The organism is Clostridium swellfunianum (genome assembly GCF_023656515.1).
Lineage (GTDB): Bacteria > Bacillota > Clostridia > Clostridiales > Clostridiaceae > Clostridium_AT > Clostridium_AT swellfunianum.
Window position 1 is genome coordinate 2698057 of the sequence record NZ_JAMOFV010000006.1, and the last position, 19376, is coordinate 2717432.

The 19376-nt window shown below is 33.6% G+C and carries 15 protein-coding genes and 1 riboswitch; of the genes, 2 read left to right on the forward strand and 13 right to left on the reverse strand.

The window, feature by feature from the left end; genetic code table 11:
• Positions 1-27 precede the first annotated feature (27 nt).
• From kamE to kal, 8 genes are all read right to left on the reverse strand, one after another.
• Positions 28-816 carry a lysine 5,6-aminomutase subunit beta gene (gene kamE / locus NBE98_RS12885; RefSeq protein ID WP_250815388.1) on the reverse strand — a complete coding sequence of 263 codons (789 nt, stop codon included), beginning with the start codon at positions 814-816 and terminating at the stop codon, positions 28-30.
• Complete coding sequence (gene kamD / locus NBE98_RS12890) at positions 816-2375, reverse strand: lysine 5,6-aminomutase subunit alpha (protein ID WP_250815389.1); 1560 nt, start codon at positions 2373-2375, stop codon at positions 816-818. The genes kamE and kamD overlap by 1 nt, the downstream gene beginning before the upstream one ends.
• Complete coding sequence (gene kamC / locus NBE98_RS12895) at positions 2376-3908, reverse strand: lysine 5,6-aminomutase reactivase ATPase KamC (protein WP_490016185.1); 1533 nt, start codon at positions 3906-3908, stop codon at positions 2376-2378. It abuts the gene before it with no gap.
• Between the two features lie 49 nt (positions 3909-3957).
• Positions 3958-4986, reverse strand: a complete 1029-nt coding sequence (kamB, locus tag NBE98_RS12900; protein WP_250815391.1) for a lysine 5,6-aminomutase reactivase subunit KamB — start codon at positions 4984-4986, stop codon at positions 3958-3960.
• Positions 4987-5012: 26 nt separating this feature from the next.
• On the reverse strand, positions 5013-6290 hold the full coding sequence (gene kamA / locus NBE98_RS12905) for a lysine 2,3-aminomutase (RefSeq protein ID WP_250815392.1): 1278 nt from the start codon (positions 6288-6290) through the stop codon (positions 5013-5015).
• A gap of 24 nt (positions 6291-6314) precedes the next feature.
• Positions 6315-7349 carry an L-erythro-3,5-diaminohexanoate dehydrogenase gene (gene kdd / locus NBE98_RS12910; protein ID WP_250815393.1) on the reverse strand — a complete coding sequence of 345 codons (1035 nt, stop codon included), beginning with the start codon at positions 7347-7349 and terminating at the stop codon, positions 6315-6317.
• A gap of 73 nt (positions 7350-7422) precedes the next feature.
• Entirely contained in the window at positions 7423-8244 is an 822-nt protein-coding gene (gene kce, locus NBE98_RS12915; RefSeq protein WP_250815394.1) for a 3-keto-5-aminohexanoate cleavage enzyme, read from the reverse strand.
• 27 nt (positions 8245-8271) lie between these two features.
• Positions 8272-8655 carry a 3-aminobutyryl-CoA ammonia lyase gene (gene kal, locus NBE98_RS12920; RefSeq protein ID WP_250815395.1) on the reverse strand — a complete coding sequence of 128 codons (384 nt, stop codon included), beginning with the start codon at positions 8653-8655 and terminating at the stop codon, positions 8272-8274.
• A 123-nt stretch (positions 8656-8778) separates the two neighbouring features.
• Positions 8779-8960, reverse strand: a riboswitch (Lysine riboswitch).
• Between the two features lie 316 nt (positions 8961-9276).
• Here kal and NBE98_RS12925 point away from each other — a divergent pair.
• Both NBE98_RS12925 and NBE98_RS12930 read left to right on the forward strand, forming a co-directional pair.
• Positions 9277-9870: an HDIG domain-containing metalloprotein gene (locus tag NBE98_RS12925; protein ID WP_250815396.1), complete on the forward strand. Its 594-nt coding sequence runs from the start codon at positions 9277-9279 to the stop codon at positions 9868-9870.
• 54 nt (positions 9871-9924) lie between these two features.
• Complete coding sequence (locus NBE98_RS12930) at positions 9925-10512, forward strand: protein kinase (protein ID WP_250815397.1); 588 nt, start codon at positions 9925-9927, stop codon at positions 10510-10512.
• 23 nt (positions 10513-10535) lie between these two features.
• Here the strand turns inward: NBE98_RS12930 and NBE98_RS12935 are convergent, their stop codons facing one another.
• The 5 genes from NBE98_RS12935 to NBE98_RS12955 are packed head-to-tail and all read right to left on the reverse strand — an operon-like array spanning position 10536 to position 19306.
• Positions 10536-10697, reverse strand: coding sequence for a hypothetical protein (locus tag NBE98_RS12935; protein WP_250815398.1), 162 nt, complete (start codon positions 10695-10697; stop codon positions 10536-10538).
• Positions 10698-10749: 52 nt separating this feature from the next.
• Entirely contained in the window at positions 10750-11910 is a 1161-nt protein-coding gene (locus NBE98_RS12940; RefSeq protein ID WP_250815399.1) for a hypothetical protein, read from the reverse strand.
• Positions 11903-14083, reverse strand: a complete 2181-nt coding sequence (locus NBE98_RS12945; protein WP_250815400.1) for a hypothetical protein — start codon at positions 14081-14083, stop codon at positions 11903-11905. Before NBE98_RS12945 ends, NBE98_RS12940 begins: the two co-directional genes overlap by 8 nt.
• A 25-nt stretch (positions 14084-14108) precedes the next feature.
• Positions 14109-17000, reverse strand: a complete 2892-nt coding sequence (locus tag NBE98_RS12950) for a tubulin-like doman-containing protein (RefSeq protein WP_250815401.1) — start codon at positions 16998-17000, stop codon at positions 14109-14111.
• Positions 17001-17023: 23 nt separating this feature from the next.
• Positions 17024-19306, reverse strand: coding sequence for a vWA domain-containing protein (locus NBE98_RS12955; protein ID WP_250815402.1), 2283 nt, complete (start codon positions 19304-19306; stop codon positions 17024-17026).
• Positions 19307-19376: the final 70 nt, after the last annotated feature.

A 19376-nucleotide genomic window follows, 5' to 3' on the forward strand; every position in this document is an offset into this window, starting at 1 on the left:
GCATAAGTCCTGCTTTTACATATAAACCTAAACAATTCCTCTGCTAACTATTTCACTAACAGCAAATGTAGCAACATCATCTGCATATTTTCCTGGTCCAAAGCCAGCATCATAGCCAAGCTCTTTAGCAAGCTCATGAGTAATTCTTGGCCCTCCGCATATCAAAATTATCTTGTCTCTTATCCCTTCAGCTTCTAAAAGTTCTACTAAATTAGTTAAGTTTTGAATATGAATATTTTTTTGAGTTACAGTCTGAGAAACTAAAATCACATCAGCTTTTAATTCAATAGCTTTTCTAATAAACTCTTCATTTGGAACCTGACTCCCTAAGTTATAAGCTTCTATCATTTCATAGCGTTCAAGTCCATAATGACCTGCAAAGCCCTTCATATTCATTATGGCATCTATGCCTACTGTATGCGCATCTGTTCCAGTACTAGCGCCAATTACAACAACTTTTCTTTTTATATTCTGCCTTATATACTCATTAGTTTCCTCCATGCTCATGGAGTGAATATCTACAGACTGAACCTTTATTGCTGTATAATCTATGGTTTGATTTAAGCTTCCATATACAACGAAAAAAGTAAATCCCTTATCTAAAGAATGATGATGAGCAACATTAGGTTCTTCAAGTCCCATCTTCTTAGCCAAAAGCTTTGCTGCCTCCACCGCCTTATCTCCATCAGGAACCGGAAGAGTAAAGCTAATCTGGACTTTTCCATCGTTCATAGTATCACCATAGGGTTTTATCTTTGTTAAATCTAAAGTCTTGTCAAAATCTCTTTTGTCTGTGGAATAAAGTCCTCCGCTCATTACACTTCCTCCTTTCCAAGCATAAGGCTAACAAATGGATTAAAATAATTTCTATCCTTTTCTATAACTCCATCAAGTCCTTTTCCACCGTCTATAGGTCTTTTTATTCCTGCAAATATCCCTTTCTCTAGTGTCTTAAATAACCCTATGGATTGGATATCTTCTAAAAGACTGCAGGCTTTTTCCAAAACTTCGTTTGCTCTATTTTGAATTATTCCATTTTCCTTAAAATTGATTTCTTCCCCTAATTCAGCCATAGTATTAAAAATATACTTAACGTTTTCTATAGCTAAGGCTCTATCAGACATAAAAGGAGTGTGAATAGCCTCAGTTAACATTCCTAGAAGGTGAATCTTCTGATTTGTAAGTATAGTCACTATATTAAACAAAGCATCCTGAATATGACCTTTAAATATATTTCCGGTCATAAATTTAGTTGGAGGCATATATTTAAGAGGTGCCTTAGGGAATATTTCCCTTGCCATCTGAGCCTGTGAAAGTTCAAATAAAAATCCATTTTTAAGCTCTGGATTTATTTCAAAAGCATGACCTAACCCCATTTGTTCTTCTGGAAGACCAGCTAAAAGAGCAAATTGCTCGTTTATAAATTGTGATGCAAGCACTGTATGAGCTTCTTCTACTGCATCTGCAGTGGTCAGATAGTTATCCTCACCAGTATTTATAATAACTCCTGCAAAGCCATTTATTATTCTTGAAAAATACTGATCTACAAGGGTTCTCTTCATGTTTATGTCTCTAAACAATATACCGTATAAAGCATCGTTAAGCATCACATCAAGCCTTTCTAAGGCTCCCATAGCTGCTATCTCAGGCATGCAAAGTCCTGAACAGTAATTGCAAAGTCTTACATACCTTCCAAGCTCTTCTCCCACTTCATCAAGTGCATTTCTCATAAGTCTAAAATTTTCTTGAGTGGCAAATGTTCCACCAAAACCCTCAGTAGTTGCCCCATAAGGAACGTAGTCTAGGAGGCTTTGACCTGTGGTTCTTATAACTGCTATAACATCTGCCCCCTGCTTAGCTGCTGCTACAGCTTGGGTTATATCCTCATAAATGTTTCCAGTAGCAACAATTACATATAAATAGGGTCCTTCCTTATCACCAAATCTTTGTAAATAATCTCCTCTTAAATTTCTGTTCTTCTTTATTTTTTCAACAGTATCCCTTGCTACGGTATCTATAGCAAGCCTTATATCAAACATATCCACAATAGGTAATTTAGTTAAATTCAGCTCCCCTTTAGAAACTTTGATAGCTATTTCTTGTATGCTAAGCTTCGTATTAACTACAGCATTTCCTAAGTAAAATGCTGCTCCTAGTGGAAGTCCGTTATTGCTTTTAATATTATCAACAATAACATTAGGAAGCGGTACTCCAAACTCATCTACTCCATCAACTCCTAAGAGCCTGCAAATCGTTCTTTCAACGGTTACTGTTGTATGCCTGTCTATAAATTCTTGGGTATCTTGTGCTATCTTGTGAGCCGCTTGTCTGCTTTTATTAACCAAGTCTAAATTCAAATTCAGCTTACTATTCATCTATATCCCCCTTGTATTCCTTTTTTGCACGTATGAATTATTAATTCCTACGCCCCTTGTATCCCTTTTTTGCACGCAGGAATTATAATAACCTTTGGCTATATCTATGATTTCCTCTTGAAGGCCTAATAGTATTGATATATTTAATGCATCCTTTGGAACTTCCTGGTCCTTAATTACCTTTTCAAGCCTATAATCCATATGTTCCTGTATAATAGAAATAGAGTTTTTCTTGTTTAGGTCAATTTTATTTTTAAGAGCATTAAAGTCTATATTTTTAAGCCCTACTACCTGATAATGAGTCATATTATCCTCAGCAGTACCATCATAGTGCGTTGAAATAACGCTTATGCTTTTATAGTTATTTAAGTACTTGCATAGCGATTTAACCAAATAAAAGCCTTCCTTAGGATTGGTTCCCCTTGCAAACTCATCAAGAGCCATAAAACCATTTATATGTTTAACTGCTTCTGCAGCTTGCTTGAAGGCCACTATTTCTGCTCCAAAGGTGCTTAACCCCTGTGTAACAGATTGGAGATCATCAGAAATAAAATATATGAATCCAAGCACAGGAAAATGTCCTTCTTTAGCAAACACATAAAAACCACATTGTCCAAGCAACAGATTTAACACTATAGTTTTTAACGCTACAGACTTTCCACCCATATTAGCTCCAGTTATAACTGTCGCACCTGAATTAAGCTCAATACTTATAGGAGTAAATTTTTTATGCCTCTTTTCTAGAATTTCAACTATCTCAGGATTAAACATATCCTTAAAATTAATATTCATATCCTCAGCAATATGCGGCTTAACTGCATTGTATTTTACAGCAAGCTTAGCTTTAGCAATTAAAATATCTAATTTTCCTAAAGCTTCTATATCATTTTCTATGGCCTCTGTATAACTTATAAGTTCTTCCGTAAGACGCTTTCTGACATTTAGTTCTTCCTCTTCTTCAAGAATCACTACCTCTAATCTATCGCTTTTTAATTTAATTTGTTTTGCAGTATCCTTTTCCCTATAAATCTGTTCTTCAAGTCTTCTTTTTTCACTTCTTATTTTCTTTAGATTTTCTGAATAACTATCATATATATAAAATGTTGGTAGCTTTTTATTGTCTGGATCCAATATATGGATTATATCTTTTAAGGGAACAAACTTTATAGTGTTTATATTTAAATTCATTTTCTCATAAGCTGATATTGCTTCTTCTACCAGAATTGAAAAATACTTAAGTTCATATAACTCAACATCATCTAAAGTAATACTACTCCTTAATCTTCTTAATGTATTTCTTAAATCCTTAACTCTGCAAAACACTCTTTCAATCTCGTCTATACTCACTTTATATTTCAGAAGAGCACCAATAAAAGCCTCAATATTGTTAAACTCTTGTTCTAAGACTTTCTTTTCCCTAAAAGGTTTTATTTCATTTTTCAGTTCAACTCCAAAGGGAGTCATAACCTGTAAATTATCTATTATAAAAGAGAACCCTATCTGCTCTCTCTGCTGGCTATCTAAAAATCTAATCTCATTCCCCTCCTATTCATATCTTGGTAACTAAAAGAGTATTAACTCTTTAGCCCCCAACGACATCTATTATGGGTAAATTGATATTTTTTCTTAGCTTTTCTAAAAACGCTCTGCTATCAAACTCATATCCATATGGAGACTTTGGGTTACAGGTTATGCAGGATAAATTAATGTGATCAATTACTCTAAATTGACCTCCAAGTCTTTCAAATTTATTAAAGTTTTCATGTTTTAAAAAAAGCTTTGTTCCATCCTCAATTAAAAATACAACACCTTTATATTTATCTGTACACTTAATAGTGTCTTCTATAAGCTTATCAGAAACTACTCCTCTAATAAGCACATGACTAACCCCATTATCTAAGCTTTCAGCTATGTTTTTTCCTGCATTCAATGAAGTTTCTAGCTTTAAAGTCTTAAAACTCTTATTTTTATATATAATTCCTACTCTTGAAGAAAGAAGTTGATTATTTACTAGGCTTAAAATTTCCTCATCAATTTCCTGCTTCAAGGATAGGCATTTTACAATGTAGCTCGTCATCTCAACTACCTTATCCATACTTCTATTAAGAGAGGCTCCTGTTGATAAAACACAAGCCTCTGCTATAGCTGGTGATGCAGAAGTCCTTCTGCCTAATGCCCCATCCACAACTATAAGTTCGCCCCCCAGCAAACTAAGCTTATGGCAGATCTCCTTCATATAAGCGTTTATAGAAGGACCTCCTAGTTCAACGTAGCCATCACTCAACGCTCTTGCAATAATAACCTCTCCCATGGGAGTATGGATTCCTGTAGCCTCTATAATCTCTCTAGTAATATCTCCCTTAAAAAGACATTCCTTTGCGGTGGCAATATAAGTACCACTCTCAATAAATATTTTTGGTTTTTCTGTTGAAGTTACCCTGTCCTTATCCTCCCCGTCACGTCCTATTGAGGTAACACCAAGAGTAAGACTCCCCCAAGCTTTACTCAAGATATAATTAAGAACAGTAGTCTTACCAACATTTTTCTCCATTCCGATTATAGATACGGAGTTATATTGTTTTATTACATCTATCAAATCAAAATTCCCCACGATAAACCTCCGTACCTATTTTTCATTTAGACCGTCAGCGCCAATTCATCGACCGACTTCTTCTTTCTCTTTTTCCTTTCAAGTCCCTCTGGTTCAAGAGCCATTTGCTGGTCATTTAATAATCCCGCTACTCCTACCCTAACTGCCTCACGTTCCCCTCTGCAAACCTCACAGCTGCAGCCTGGAGTATAATACTCAGGCTCATCATAGGTAGTTATTACACCTTCAAAATTTCTTAAAATTACCTTGTTATAACCTTGTGAAACTACATAGTTAGGCATAACAGGTATCTTTCCTCCTCCCCCTGGAGCATCAACCACAAAGGTTGGCACGCAAAAACCTGAAGTATGACCTCTTAACCCTTCTACTATCTCAATCCCCTTTGAAACTGTAGTTCTAAAATGGCTAAGTCCTAAGGATAAATCACACTGATAAATATAGTATGGTCTCACTCTTATCTTAACAAGCTCATGAACAAGCTTTTTCATAACATGAACACAATCATTAACTCCACGCAGCAATACAGATTGATTTCCAAGTGGTATGCCTGCATTAGATAAAAGCTCGCAGGCTCTCTTTGAATCCTCTGTAATTTCATTTGGATGATTAAAATGAGTGTTAAGCCAAACAGGATGATATTTTTTAAGCATATTAACCAAATCCTCAGTTATCCTTTGGGGCATAACTACAGGTACTCTTGATCCTATTCTTACTATTTCTACATGTGGAATTTCTCTAAGTCTTTTAATAATATACTCAAGCCTATCATCTGACAGCAGTAAAGGATCTCCACCAGATATAAGAACATCTCTTATTGCTTGGGTTTTTGCAATATAGTTTATTGCATTGTCTATTTGAGTCATAGGCATAGCTGAATCATTACATCCTGCAAAACGCCTCCTAGTACAATGCCTGCAGTACATGGAGCATTGATCCGTAACAAGCAGCAGGGCTCTGTCAGGATATCTGTGAGTTAATCCTGGAACCGGTGAATCTCCATCCTCATGAAGAGGGTCAACTAAATCTGCTCCAGACCTCGTGGTTTCAAAAGCGGTTGGAATTGCTTGTTTTCTTATAGGATCATGCTTATCATTTATATTTATAAGAGATAAATAGTAAGGTGTTATTGCCATCCTAAAATTAACTAAGCACTTCTTAATCCCTTCTTCCTCTTCTCCAGTTAAGGGAAAATACTTTTTTAATTCTTCTAAAGTTTCAATCCTATTTCTAACCTGCCACTTCCAATCATTCCACTGTTCATCAGGTATGTCTCTAAAGAGTTCAAGTCTTCTATTTACTTTCATATTAGTTAGCCCCCACACTAAATATTAAACATATAACTCTTCAAAGATTTTTCTTAAGGTTTCACTTTCTCTAAGTTCAGCTAAAGTTATTTCAGCGTGATCTTTTGTATAGCCGTTTCCTATAATCATATTTACATCCTTGCCAATACCTTCAGCTCCAAGAGCTGCCTTTGTAAAGCTTGTTGCCATAGAGAAGAAGTAAACTATTCCTTCATCCTTAACAGGAAGTATGCAGGACATCTCTGTGTTAGGAATATTAACGCAGCTTATGGAAATATCAACTTCCTTACCATTGTTCGCATCTAAGGTTTTATTAAGAACATCCACTGGCTTTTGGGCATCGCTTATTATTGCTTTATGGCATAATCCCCAATCTAAAAGCTTCCTAGCTTGTTCCTCTTTTCTAACCATAGCTATAACTCTTCCTGTTGGTCCCACTCTCTTCATAGACTCATAGCAGCAAAGCATACCTGATTTTCCTGCTGCACCAAGAACCAATACGCTTTGTCCTGGCTTAACTAATTTTGCAGCTTGAGCTGGGGCTCCTGCTACGTCTAAAGCTGCAAGCGCCAAGTTTTCAGTCATATCATCTGGAAGCTTTGCATAAATACCACTTTCAAATAATATTGCTTTTGCCCTAACTTCAACTCTATCTATCTCACATTTTATATCTGTAATTTCTTCAATTTTTAATGGAGTAAGAGAAAGTGAAACTAGTGAGGCTATTTTATCTCCAACTTTTAAATCTCTTCCTTGTAAATCTTCGCCTATTTGAGCTATAGTTCCAATCAGCATTCCTCCAGAACCAGTCACAGGGTTTTGCATCTTTCCTCTTTCACTTACTATCTCTAAAATTTTAGCTTTAATCTTTTCAATATCACCATTAGCTTCCTGCTCTAATTGGGTAAAACTAGCTGAATCAATATTAAGCGCTTGAACATCAATAAGTATTTCATTGCTGTATATATTCATATCATTACATATTTTTTGCGCAGCCTGAGGCAGCACTCCTTTTGGTTCAATAACCCTATGTGTTCCGTATTTACATCCCTTTTCCATAATAAACCCCCATATTCTTATATTCTTATATTCTTATATTTTTATATTTTTATATTTTTATGTTCTTGTATTCTTATATTTTTAGGCTAAGTATTTGTCTTGTCTCTGCTGGGCTTGCAATCTCTCTTCCAAGTTCCTTAGCAAGTCTCACAACTTTTTCTACAAGTTCCCCATTTGATTTAGCAAGCACACCTTTTGATAAGTAAACGTTATCTTCAAAACCAACTCTAACGTGACCTCCAGAGATTATAGACATCACCGCCATAGGAAATTCATTTCTCCCTATGCCTGAAACTGTAAAGGTGCTGCCATGTGGAATACTATCTTTCATAAAAGTAAAGTCTCTAGGTTCTGCACTTATCCCACCATTTACCCCCATAACAAAATTAAAATGCATTGGCGCCTTAATATACCCTTTCTTTTGAAGTCTCACTGCCATATCAATCATTCCCTTATCAAAAACTTCAACTTCCGGCTTTATTCCAAGGCTTATCATTTTATCACCAAAGGCTTTTATCATATTTTCTGTATTAACAAAAATATCGTCTCCACCAAAATTGCAGGTTCCACAATCTAGCGTTGCCATCTCAGGAAGAAGTTCAACAGGTTGAAGCCTTTCCTCAATACTCATTCCAACTGCCCCACCAGTTGAAGGTTGAACAATTACATCTGGACATCTCCTCTTTATCTCTTCCATACACAGTCTAAATCTTTCCTTATCCTGAGTAGGAGTTCCATCATCATACCTAACATGAAGATGAATTATACTTGCTCCTGCTTTATAGGCTGCTTCCGCTTCTCTTCCTATTTCTTCTACCGTATAAGGTACATTAGGATTTTGTTCTTTTGTTACTTCTGCTCCACAAATTGCAGCTGTAATTATTAATTTATCCATGCCCATCCCCCATACAAATATTTAGTTTTATCTTTTTCTCTGTTTATCCTTTGGAACTACGCAAGTTCCTGTAGCTCTGCAAACAACTATTGGCTTTTCAAGCAAATCTGCAGCTGAATCATTGATATCAGTCCTAGGCACAATAACTTTTCTAGCTTCAAACTCCATTTTTCTAGAAGTGTTTCCCCAACCTACAATTTTTCCTTCAGCCTCAATAAAGTCTCCAGCATAAACAGGCGCTAAAAATTCTACATTTTCATAAGCCCTGAACAAGCCTTCATCTCCATCGTTTCTAATCAGTAGTTCAGTAGCAACATCTCCAAAAAGTTGAAGCATCTTAGCACCATCTACTAAGTTTCCACCATAGTGAGCATCATGCATGCTCATTCTAACTCTGATAATTGCCTTCAAGATCATTCCCCCTTCTCAAAAAAATAAAAAAGGCACTGAAGATTCTCAGTGCTTTGATGGCATGGTAATTAAAAGCTACCATTCATCCTGTAGCCATCTATGCAATGAAAATCTTATTCTCATCACATAAATAGCTCTCCATGAATGATAATTCACGGCAAGAATAAAAGTGTACCTCTTACTCCCAAGAAAATGTTCAAGAACAAACATATTCTTTCGGCAGGTAAATCCTTCATCTTTAATATTGAAGGTTCTTCTCCTTAACACTTAAAGATTACCCATTTACTTGCGCCTCTATTTATGTATATATTTGTTAATTTTCTGATTATATTATATCGCTCTTTTTCTTTTGCTGTCAACACAATTTATTGAAAATTGGGATATTTCAATCATCTAGCAAATATTATGTTGTCTAAAATTTATTTTAAAATGATAAAATTAAAACACTATAATTTTATTATAATAGCTCTTACTTTATGTCTAAAATGTTAAAACTAATACTTAACATTTTATATAATGCAACTTTAAAACTTAACACTTGCAATAAACACTTGACACATGGAAATTATATAACTAATATGTAAATAATAGAAATGAAGCAAAAGAAAGAGAGTGAGAATTATGTCTAACTACAAACCAACAAGAGAAGAAGCTCTTAAACTTTTAAAAGAATTTAATAAAAGCGACAGCTTAATAAAGCACGCACTTTCAGTAGAAGCTGTTATGAAGCACTTCGCTGAACTTTTTGGTGAAGAAGATGTAGAGAAGTGGTCAATTGTAGGGTTGGTACACGACCTAGATTATGAAATGTATCCAGAGCAGCACTGCGTAAAAACTGGAGAGATACTCCGAGAAAGAAATTGGCCTGAAGATTATGTTCGTGCAATTCAAAGTCATGGATACGGAATTTGTATTGATGTGGAGCCAAAAGAAAGAATGGAAAAAGTACTTTATACAACAGACGAACTAACCGGTCTTATTGCTGCAACAGCGTTAATGAGACCTAGCAAAAGTATATTAGATACAGAATTAAAATCTATTAAGAAAAAATGGAAAACCAAGGGATTCGCTGCTGGAGTAAATAGAGAACTTATTGAAGGCGGAGCAAAAATGCTAGATATGGAGCTTGATAAAGTTATCGAGGAAACCTTAAAAGGCATGCAAAAGGAAGCTGAAGCTATAGGCTTAAAAGGAAATGTGGATGCTTTAGTGTAACATTTTATAGCTACTACTCATATTATAGTAGAAAGCAATACTTTAGGTGCATATATGGGTAGAAAAAATTATTCTAGCAAGTATACAGATATTGATCTGTTCGAGTGTAAATTTCTTGGGAAAGGACACAACGGCATAGTATATAGGCTTCCTGACGGAAAGGTTATTAAAATATGCTATGTAATGAAGGACTTTCATGGTGAAGCACATATATTGAAAAAAGTACGAGGCAGCAAATACTTCCCAAAACTATATGAGGTTGGCGGGAATTATATGATAAGAGATTATGTTGATGGATTGCCTCTAAATAAATACATAAAGAAGAATGGCCTTAGCAGGAAACTTGTTGTAGATATATTAGAGCTACTAAAGGAATTTGAAAGACTAAAGTTTATTAAGCTTGACATTAGGTGTAAGGATGTATTTGTTGAACCTGATGGCAGGCTTATGGTCATTGACCCTCAAAAATTTTATAGTAAAAAAAGAGATTTCCCTCAGCACCTTTCTAAAGGACTTTATAAGCTTGGGGTTTTAGATGACTTTCTTATTATTCTAAAGCAGGAAAATCCTAGTCTTTATAGAAAATGGGTTCATAAGATTAGGATTTATATTGAGCAAAAGAAAATGGAAGATGATGATTAAAAATGAAGAATGAAGAGAAATCTTCATTCTTCATTTTTAAAATAATCTATAAGATTAATTATCTCTTTGCAAAGCTCTGGGTTGTCCAGAAGTTGCTTCTTATCAAAATCGATTTTCTGTTTTTCCAGCTTTTCTACTGCTTCCCTATAAATACGAAGTGTTTCTACGTTTATTACCTTATTCATACCCTCACCTTTTTATTTTTTATATTATAGTATGAATAAGAATCCTTCACTGCTACAGGTTATTCACTATTTCTTTTACAGGAATAGCAGTTATACTTGCTCCTGGCATATCAGGCATTTCTCCTACTTTAAAATTCATCCTGCTTCCTTCTGAAGGAGTTACCTCGCAATAATAATATTTTCTGCCACTTAGCTCAAAAAAGTTTCCTGGTATACCATCTGCCCCCTCAACAGCAATCGCAAGATGTCCGCCTCCTTCAGGGAATACTATTCTTAATAGCACGATATCATATCCCATAGAAAACAGAATTGCTGCTGAACATATTCCATGGCAATCACAGTCTCCTTCTTTATCTACAAGTGTTTCTAAAGGATATCTTACATATTCCTCCTGGTTTTTAGAAGCTATATCTTCAACATACTTAAGACTCTGCTGAAAAGCCATTACTGCAGAAGCCTGGTGAAATGTAGTAAAACCTCTACTTGCGCACTGACTTTTAATCTGTTTAGCAACCTCAATAATTTCGGTACAAATTCCCTCTAACACATGTTCTCTTAGGGACATAGAAGAATTATCTAAATGCTTCTTAGTCTTATAATCCGCATATCTTTCAAAACTAACAGGAACATTAACACTAAACCTAACAGCATGCTGCATTCCCAATGGATCATTATTGTAATACCACTCAAAGTATAGAGTATTTGTACTGCTCGAATCTAAATCCTGCTCTTCTGCAATACTCTCCTTTTGCTTTAAGCCTTTACTTTTCTTTATTTTTCTCTTTCTAAAGACAAAGGCGATACAAAGGAAAGCAAGCACAAAAATTTTAATATCAAATACTCTGAAGAGAATATGAAACATCAAAACTAGTACTATGGCAATAATTGAAACAGCATCTATATTTTTTTGTCCCCTTTGATATTTTAAGATTAGCTTTCTCACTTCAAGTTCATTGTCAAGGTAGACATATAAGCTTTTTACTACTATAAATCTGTATATAAGATAAATGGTTATAAATAAAAGGCCAACATACAATATATAAAAGAAAGCTGCAGCAGCATTCATTGCAATTTCTGAGGCTTTTGATACACCAGCTATATTTTCAAACTGCAGTATACTCATAACGGTTTCCTTTGATATATAATAGAACAAGATATTTAGAGGGATTATATAGAGCAGTATGATTACAGAAAGCGCAGTAAGCTCAAGCATTCTTATCCCCCCTCATACTATCTTCTTTCTCATTAGCTTTTTCATTTGTTTTAATCTTTTTTACGGAGGTAATATCATTAAAATCTATCCCCAAGCAAAGTCTAACAATAGATATACAGTTAGTATAAATATCATTGCCTTCTACAACAGATACTTGAAAATTAGACAGCTTGCTGTCTCTCATATCCTTAACCACTCTATGCACTTCTGGTGAAGTAATAAATAAGGAATGCTCTTCAAGAAAATCATTATTTATATATTGAAGAAGATACTTAGACTTTATAATACCTTTATCAATCCAATTGCTTAGTTCCTCTCTAATATCATCCTTATACTTAAACTTCATGTATTCAAAGAAATCCAGGTCAACATAGGGCTGAGAGGCTTTTAATGCAAAACCTAAAAGTTTTCCCTCCATATCTTCTCGTTTAAAACCTTCATATATTTCTAATTCCTTTATAAATTCTCTGTATATATCTGATATTTTAGGTGACTTTTCCTTATAGAATTCTTTTCTGTCCTTAAAATTCAAGATATCCGTAATTAAATTTCCTAAGCTTTCTTCTTCCACTAAAGGCTTAGAATTTATATTCTTAGAAACTGTTCTGCAATTTTCAATGCAGCTTATAATAAGCCTCTTCTTATTATTCAAGTAGTTAAGAAGGTCCTTCTGTATATCTACAATACTTTTCTCTATATAAAGGCTTATAAGAGCTCCGCTTTTCTTAAATATCTCTTCTTTATACCTTTCCAGAAAGGTTTTAAATCTCTTTTGTGTAAAAAGAAAATCTAAGTAAGCTGTGGAGCAAAACACTAATAGGAAAAGAAGCAAAAAAACTATATTTAGACTTGGTGAAAGAAATGGAACAATAATATTTACTATGGCATATAAAAAAAACACGCCTAAGGTTAAACATTTAAAGATATATCCAATTAAATTAGGGTAATTATTTACCCTGGAAGTTAGCTCCTTATTTAATCTTGAGGTATCACTATTTATACTAGATTTATTATTAGGCCTTTGCTTTGCAATTTCTTCTTCTAGAAGACTAATGTATTTTACTGCTTCTCTTAAACTATATTTAAAAATTATATCCTTTAAGTCTTCTTCTATATTATCTATAATCCTATCAATCGCAAGTGTATTATTTGTATCTATAGTTTTTCTTACCTCACTAAGGCATTGATGTTCAATGTATTGCTCCCAATTTTTAAAAATATTTGGATATGCTGCTATATCCTTTGGAAGAACTAATTCAAATTTTTTTACATTGCTCAGCTTATACCCCTCATCCCCCTCAACTATGTTTACATCTCTTCTAAGCATATTTCTTTGATTTTCATAGGTTAATAAATCGAATACTGTATAGTTTCTATAGTCTATATTTATCTCATAGGTTGATGCATAGTTTAATAAATCTACGGATAAGTATCTGGCAAAGTCCTCTAGAAGTTTATCCTTAAAAACTGTTAAGGTTGTTATACCTATAGTTCCTACCTTATAGGAGCTTTCTTCCATAAGCAATCTTCTATTAAAATGTGAAAGAGGAGGATCTTTTGAAGGAAGTATATTAAGGTAAGCAAGAATACCGCAAATATTCTCAAGCTCCTCTTTAGGAATCCTTGTTCCATCATTTGAAACACAGTGAAGCATATACACCTTTGAATCAAGACTTAAAATACTCTCCTGCTGTGATATAAAATCTATTACTCTATTTAGCTTTCTTATTGACTCAAGACTATTCTTATCTTCAAGCAGCCATTCCTTGTCCATTATAGGAAGCATAAATAAAGATACTCCTGAGTGCTGGTCTTTATCTATATTGCCATAATTTAAATTGGTTAAAGTTTTTACTACCTCGTAGGCTGACTGTTCCGAATTATATACATCCCAAAGCAGATAAATATTAAGCTTTACAGAACTCACATTTTCACTTCTTACCTTATAGCCTAAGTCAACAAGCTTATTTAAGTGCTTTGCTGAAAGAAGTTTATTATCAACTATGGCTTGTATTTCTTCAGATACATTCTCTATATTTTCTACTGAATAGTAATCTACCACATTTAAAAAATAGCTTGGTAAATATGATAAAAGTTTTTCAGAAAAATTAAGAGCCCTCCTCCCAGAAGGCCCAAGAGAAATCAAAAGTGAAGGATTAAAAATCTCGTCCATATCTATCTCCTTTATTTTTTATGGACTAATTTGCTGCTATATCGCTAATGACCTTGTTCCTTGCAATAAAATCATCTGAAACCTTGTCTTTAATATATCGATTTATACAGTGTTCCTTAAGCTTATTCTTGCCAAACTTATTTTTAGCATCTTCCATAAAGCTCTTAAGCATAGCGTATATTTCATGGTTTTCACTTATCTTTCTTATAGTTTCCTGATAATTTCCGCCAAGTTCTAATTCGCTAGGAATCATGTTATTATTTTCTGGTATAGCCTGATTAACAATTTTATATCGCTTACTTGGAGCAAAACTGATGCTTATATTGGAAATTCCAGCCTCTCCAAGATTCTCTATCGTTTCATCTCCACCAAACAAACAATATTTAGATGGATAAATATACATATACTCATCATCCTCATACCTTATATTTAAGTACGAAGTATTTTCTTGTTCAATAATTGCTCCATAAGCTTTAGCTAAAGAATAGCTTAGAAGTATATCGTCTAACTCTTTATCTAATTCCTCTAATCCTACATAAGCTTCATTTAAGTGAAGAGGATACGTCTTTGAAGCTAAAAGCTTTAAATAGAACTGCCTATAGTGCTTTATATCTGGAAGATAAGCTGCGCAAGCCCCCATGGTTATATGAATAACATCAATAGAATATGGATTTGTAGTTTCCACATATCTAGCCCATCTTGAACGTTCTCCTGTCTGATTTCTTATCCATTCATCTACTGCCTCAGGAGCTTTTATTGTAAATCCATTATTACTTTCCCCTTTCAAGCATCCTATGTAATAACATTCTGTCCAAGATACCTCAGGATTTTTGATAGCTGACCAGAATGGTTTTGCAAGCTTAGCTGTTACATCAAGCTCATTTTTTATAAAATCATTGAATTTATAGCTCTTACTTTCTTCTTCAATCTTAGCCCTGTTATATTCATAGCTTTTCTTTAATATATCCATAATATTTTCTTTAGCAATCTGCTCTTCAACTTTGTTTCTGCAAAGCTTAATAAGTTCCTTTGAACCTTTTTTTACTTCCTCAACTAAATTCTTACCTTCAAATAAGCTAAATAAATTAGCAGATGAGCTATTATTAAAATGCTTGTTGAAATATCTATCATAAAAATCCTTCGTTATCATTTCTCTTGAAATAATATTTCCACCATATTTCTTTTCGCTTTGAACATCTATTTTACTTATAAAGCTTGTTATTTCCTTGTTCATCTCTGCAGTTTCGCTTATTAAATTGTTAAGAGTACTGTTCAATCTATCTAGGCTATCCTTTACCAGCTCATATCTTTTGCTAAAGACCATATATTTAACCTTCTTATAAGCCTCCTCAATGTATGAATTAAAGGAAGTTATAAGGTTGCTCTTAACGTTTTCCTTTCCTTGAACTATCTTCTTATTCTTTTTGTCAGTTTCTAAATTATTTATCTCAAGCTCTATCCTTGATCTTTCAAGAGTAACTGAAACATTATTGTTAATATCGCTGTTAAGCATACCTCTTATCATTTTTAAGGCTTCAGTAGTAAACACTATTCCCCTTCTTACAGTGGTTTCTGAAACAAACCTATTAAGTCTGTCATTAGCTTCTTTAAATCGTCTTTCTTCAATCTCCTTAAGGTTCTCCCTTGTTTGTTCAATTATGTTGTCGACCCCGTTGAGATTCCTTTTGCTTCTAACCAAATCATTATATTTAGTTTGTGCCTTCAGCCTGTTCTGCTGAGTAAAATCTGATATTAAATCATTTAAATCCATTAATGAATTCAGTTCAGCTACGTATGCTTCAGCACTTTCATGTAAATCCTGTTCTTGCTCTTTATCTAATTCTTTTTTTAGTCCAAGAAGTATATTTTTAGCAAGCATATAAGAGCAGTATTTAGTCAAATTTTCTACTGGAAACTCCATAGAAGAAGAAGAAAAGGTACTAAAATGCCTATCTTTCTTTAATATAGGGTCCTTATCCTTGCATATGAAGTTTGCATAATCCGCTCTTAACTGCGAGCCTAGAGTTGTCCCTATCTCTTGATAAAGCTGAAGTGAACATAAGTCATAAATATCCTCAATATTAGTCAGTACACCGCCCATTTCATTTTTATTTTCTATTAGGTAGCATATATCCAGAAGCTTTCTATCTAGCTTAATCTCTCCAATATTGCTGTATTTAAATGCATACTTTTTATCCTCTGGATTTGTAATGGAGGACATATAAAATTCAAGTTCTTTAAGAGCAGCATAACAGTTTGCCTTACTTCTATTTTGGGCATCTAAATCCGAGGAGAGCTTATCATCGTAGCAGCTTTCCAAAGTAAACATTCCTATAATATTTGTATTGTCTCTGTTAAATATTTTTGAAATCATTACTGCAACGTCAAGGAAGGTTCCGCAGCCTGTTCCCCCTGCTAAAGAACCAACTATATAAACCTTATGCCTATCTATATTTTCAAGGTAATTCTCTCCAAGGTCTGTTAAAACCTTATGCAAGTCTACTAAATCGTTTTTTGCTGTCTGCAAATTATCGTAGACGAGCTTTGCATTTTTACATAAATACATTCTCCCAATAGGTCTGACAAGCCCTGCTCCCTGGTCTGTAGAAGTAAAAAAATCAGGAGTTATCCTAGGATTTTGAGGCAGCCATTCAAAATTGGGATTATTGTAAGCCCAATCTAGAGTATTTTTTATTCCTTCCCCAAATCTTAATTGGCACTTTTCATTATTCTTTACATTATCATCTAGAAAAGTTTTTAGGTCTGTATCAATTAAAAGATATCTAACAGGCAGCTTATCAGTGTTGTATCTTTTGTTAAAAAGCTGTTTAAGTCTTTTTACTACTTGGTATCCTGTTCCTCCAAGTCCAATTACAAGGGTTGGCAGAATATCCTTTGGAACCTTAGGGTATTGCATAGTTAGCCTCCTATGTTTTTATTTTATAAAAAATTTATTTTTATTTCCTTTTGACCTAGCTTTACTTTAAGCTTTTCTCCTTCCAGGTATGGAATGTCTGATATTTCTTCACTGTATGAATTCACATGACGTACTATAGGTTTATACCAAAGCTTAAATACTTCATCTTTTCTTAATATATATTTATGAAGAAGAAAACTTAACCCTTGCACAATTTTAAAGCCCCTATATGCTTTTAATTCAAAACTCCCTATAGCATTGTTTTCTGTGCTATCTACAATAATCCTATCATTAATCAAATTTATATACGTACATGGGTTATCTATATCTACATAAATCCCCTTAGTATGTATATTTGCATTAGAGGAAATAACAAAACTTACTTCCTTATTAATCTTGCAAGATCTGACGTATATTTTATATCCTGCAAAACCAGTGGCAATAACAAGAGCTACTAACAATAAAAATATAACAATACAAGTAATAATTCTTCTATTCTTGCTTATAAAATAACTTCCATCTGATACAACTCTTATATTAGTAGAAATCTTACTTGTAACCTTAACGCCCTTTTCGTTTCTGGGTCTTATAAAAAACTCAAAATTCTCACCCTTACCTAAAGGCTTTAGAGCAACCTCTATCCTTCCTTTACTGTCTTTGTTTAATTTAAATTCTCCTATTTTCTCATTTTTGCTATTCAGTATAAAAAAGTCCTCTTCGCCATAAATTGAATTTTTATTTATAGAAAGTCTTAAGTTAACTTGTTCATTCTGCTTAAAAGGCTTAGCATAGCTTTCGCTTGAAAGCTCAACAAAAGGCTTTTCAAGCACCTTAGAATTAAAATACGGCAGATAGTAGGAATAAGTTTTATTATCCCTTATAACATCAATTCTCGAAGAAATTTTAATTTCTCCTGAATTTTTAAGATTTATATCTGCGGTAAGCATTCCACCTTCAAATTTAAGAGGAATCTTTTCATACTTATCTCCATACTCAATATAAATCTCTCCTGAAGGATTATTCACCTTAGAGTCATCCTGCTGCTTTATTTCTACCTTAAAGCTGTTTTCAGTTATTATAGTGCTCGGAAGAGATTTTGTATAATAAAAGGGAGGGTAATCCTTAACTGTTATATTAATATCCCTTACAGCAACTATGTTTCCATTTCCATCGTAAGCAGTTATAAGAATTGGGTAATTACCTGGTACTTCTTTTTTAAAGGTAAACTTAAACTCATTATCAGTACTGCTTATTCTTTCTCTTATTCCATCCTCAAGCTTATCCATATGAAGTCCTTTGATATTTTCTTCTGCTTGAAAATTAACTTTAATATCCATAGGAACTTTAAACGGTATAGATAAATTATCACTAGAAGAATTTATATTAAGCTGAACTTTAGATTTCACTTGAACTATAACAAAATTACTTTCCTTATCCTTTGAAGTTATTCTTATAGTACTACTTTTGATATTTTTAAAATTATATATTTTATATTTATCTCCTATTTTATAGTCAGGAGTTATTCCTTCTTCAAAAGCTACATCTACTAAAGGAACTGTATTATCACAAGAAGCTATCTTTATAACCACTTCGTCTACATAAGAGCTCAGCTTTATCTCTTTATCAGTATTTGAATTTGTTGTAAATTGCTCAATAGTATAAAAATTATTTAGACTGCCTAATATTTTATTAAGCGCAGCAAAAATTCCTGAAGGATTTTCACTGTAAAAATAGTCTCCTCCAGTCTTTGAACTTAGCTTTGTCAAAGTATCTTCATCAGCATATTCAGACAGACCTATGCAGTGAACCATAACTCTCATATCATGAGCTTTATCTCCTAAAGAAAATAGTTCTTTCATATGCTCTTCAGTAACTCCGCCAACCGGATCTTCCTTACCATCTGAAAGAACTATGATGGTTTTTTCTCCTTGTACATTCTCAAACTGACCTAAAGCTTCTTTTAGCCCTTCCTTTAGATTAGTTCTACTATTATCAAACATTAGTCCGGATAGCTTGGACTTTAGTTTTTCTTTAGAAGGTCTATCTGCGAGCTTTTGCACAAAATCAGGTTTATCACCAAATGCTATTACATTTAAATTTGTATTTTCATCAACTGTATCTATAAGCATTGCTCCTGCAACAACAGCCAATCTGTGCGGATCTGTTATTTTCATACTTCCTGAGTTATCTATAAGAATGATGATATTTTTTTCTAATTCTGCAGCCTTAACTTCTTTTAAAATAAAAGGCTGGAGTATAAAGCATATTAAAAAAATAATAATTAATATTTTATTACGCTTCCCCATACTTTACCCCCTAGTGTTTTTCATAAGTCATTTAGTGCTTAATAATAATATATTGGAGCCTTATAAAGCT

Coding starts and splice junctions, on each gene's coding strand:
- kamE (WP_250815388.1), bottom strand. CDS start 816: ATGAGCGGAGGACTTTATTCCACAGACAAAAGAGATTTTGACAAGACT.
- kamD (WP_250815389.1), bottom strand. CDS start 2,375: ATGAATAGTAAGCTGAATTTGAATTTAGACTTGGTTAATAAAAGCAGA.
- kamA (WP_250815392.1), bottom strand. CDS start 6,290: ATGAAAGTAAATAGAAGACTTGAACTCTTTAGAGACATACCTGATGAA.
- kdd (WP_250815393.1), bottom strand. CDS start 7,349: ATGGAAAAGGGATGTAAATACGGAACACATAGGGTTATTGAACCAAAA.
- kce (WP_250815394.1), bottom strand. CDS start 8,244: ATGGATAAATTAATAATTACAGCTGCAATTTGTGGAGCAGAAGTAACA.
- NBE98_RS12925 (WP_250815396.1), top strand. CDS start 9,277: ATGTCTAACTACAAACCAACAAGAGAAGAAGCTCTTAAACTTTTAAAA.
- NBE98_RS12930 (WP_250815397.1), top strand. CDS start 9,925: ATGGGTAGAAAAAATTATTCTAGCAAGTATACAGATATTGATCTGTTC.
- NBE98_RS12935 (WP_250815398.1), bottom strand. CDS start 10,697: ATGAATAAGGTAATAAACGTAGAAACACTTCGTATTTATAGGGAAGCA.
- NBE98_RS12940 (WP_250815399.1), bottom strand. CDS start 11,910: ATGCTTGAGCTTACTGCGCTTTCTGTAATCATACTGCTCTATATAATC.
- NBE98_RS12945 (WP_250815400.1), bottom strand. CDS start 14,083: ATGGACGAGATTTTTAATCCTTCACTTTTGATTTCTCTTGGGCCTTCT.
- NBE98_RS12950 (WP_250815401.1), bottom strand. CDS start 17,000: ATGCAATACCCTAAGGTTCCAAAGGATATTCTGCCAACCCTTGTAATT.
- NBE98_RS12955 (WP_250815402.1), bottom strand. CDS start 19,306: ATGGGGAAGCGTAATAAAATATTAATTATTATTTTTTTAATATGCTTT.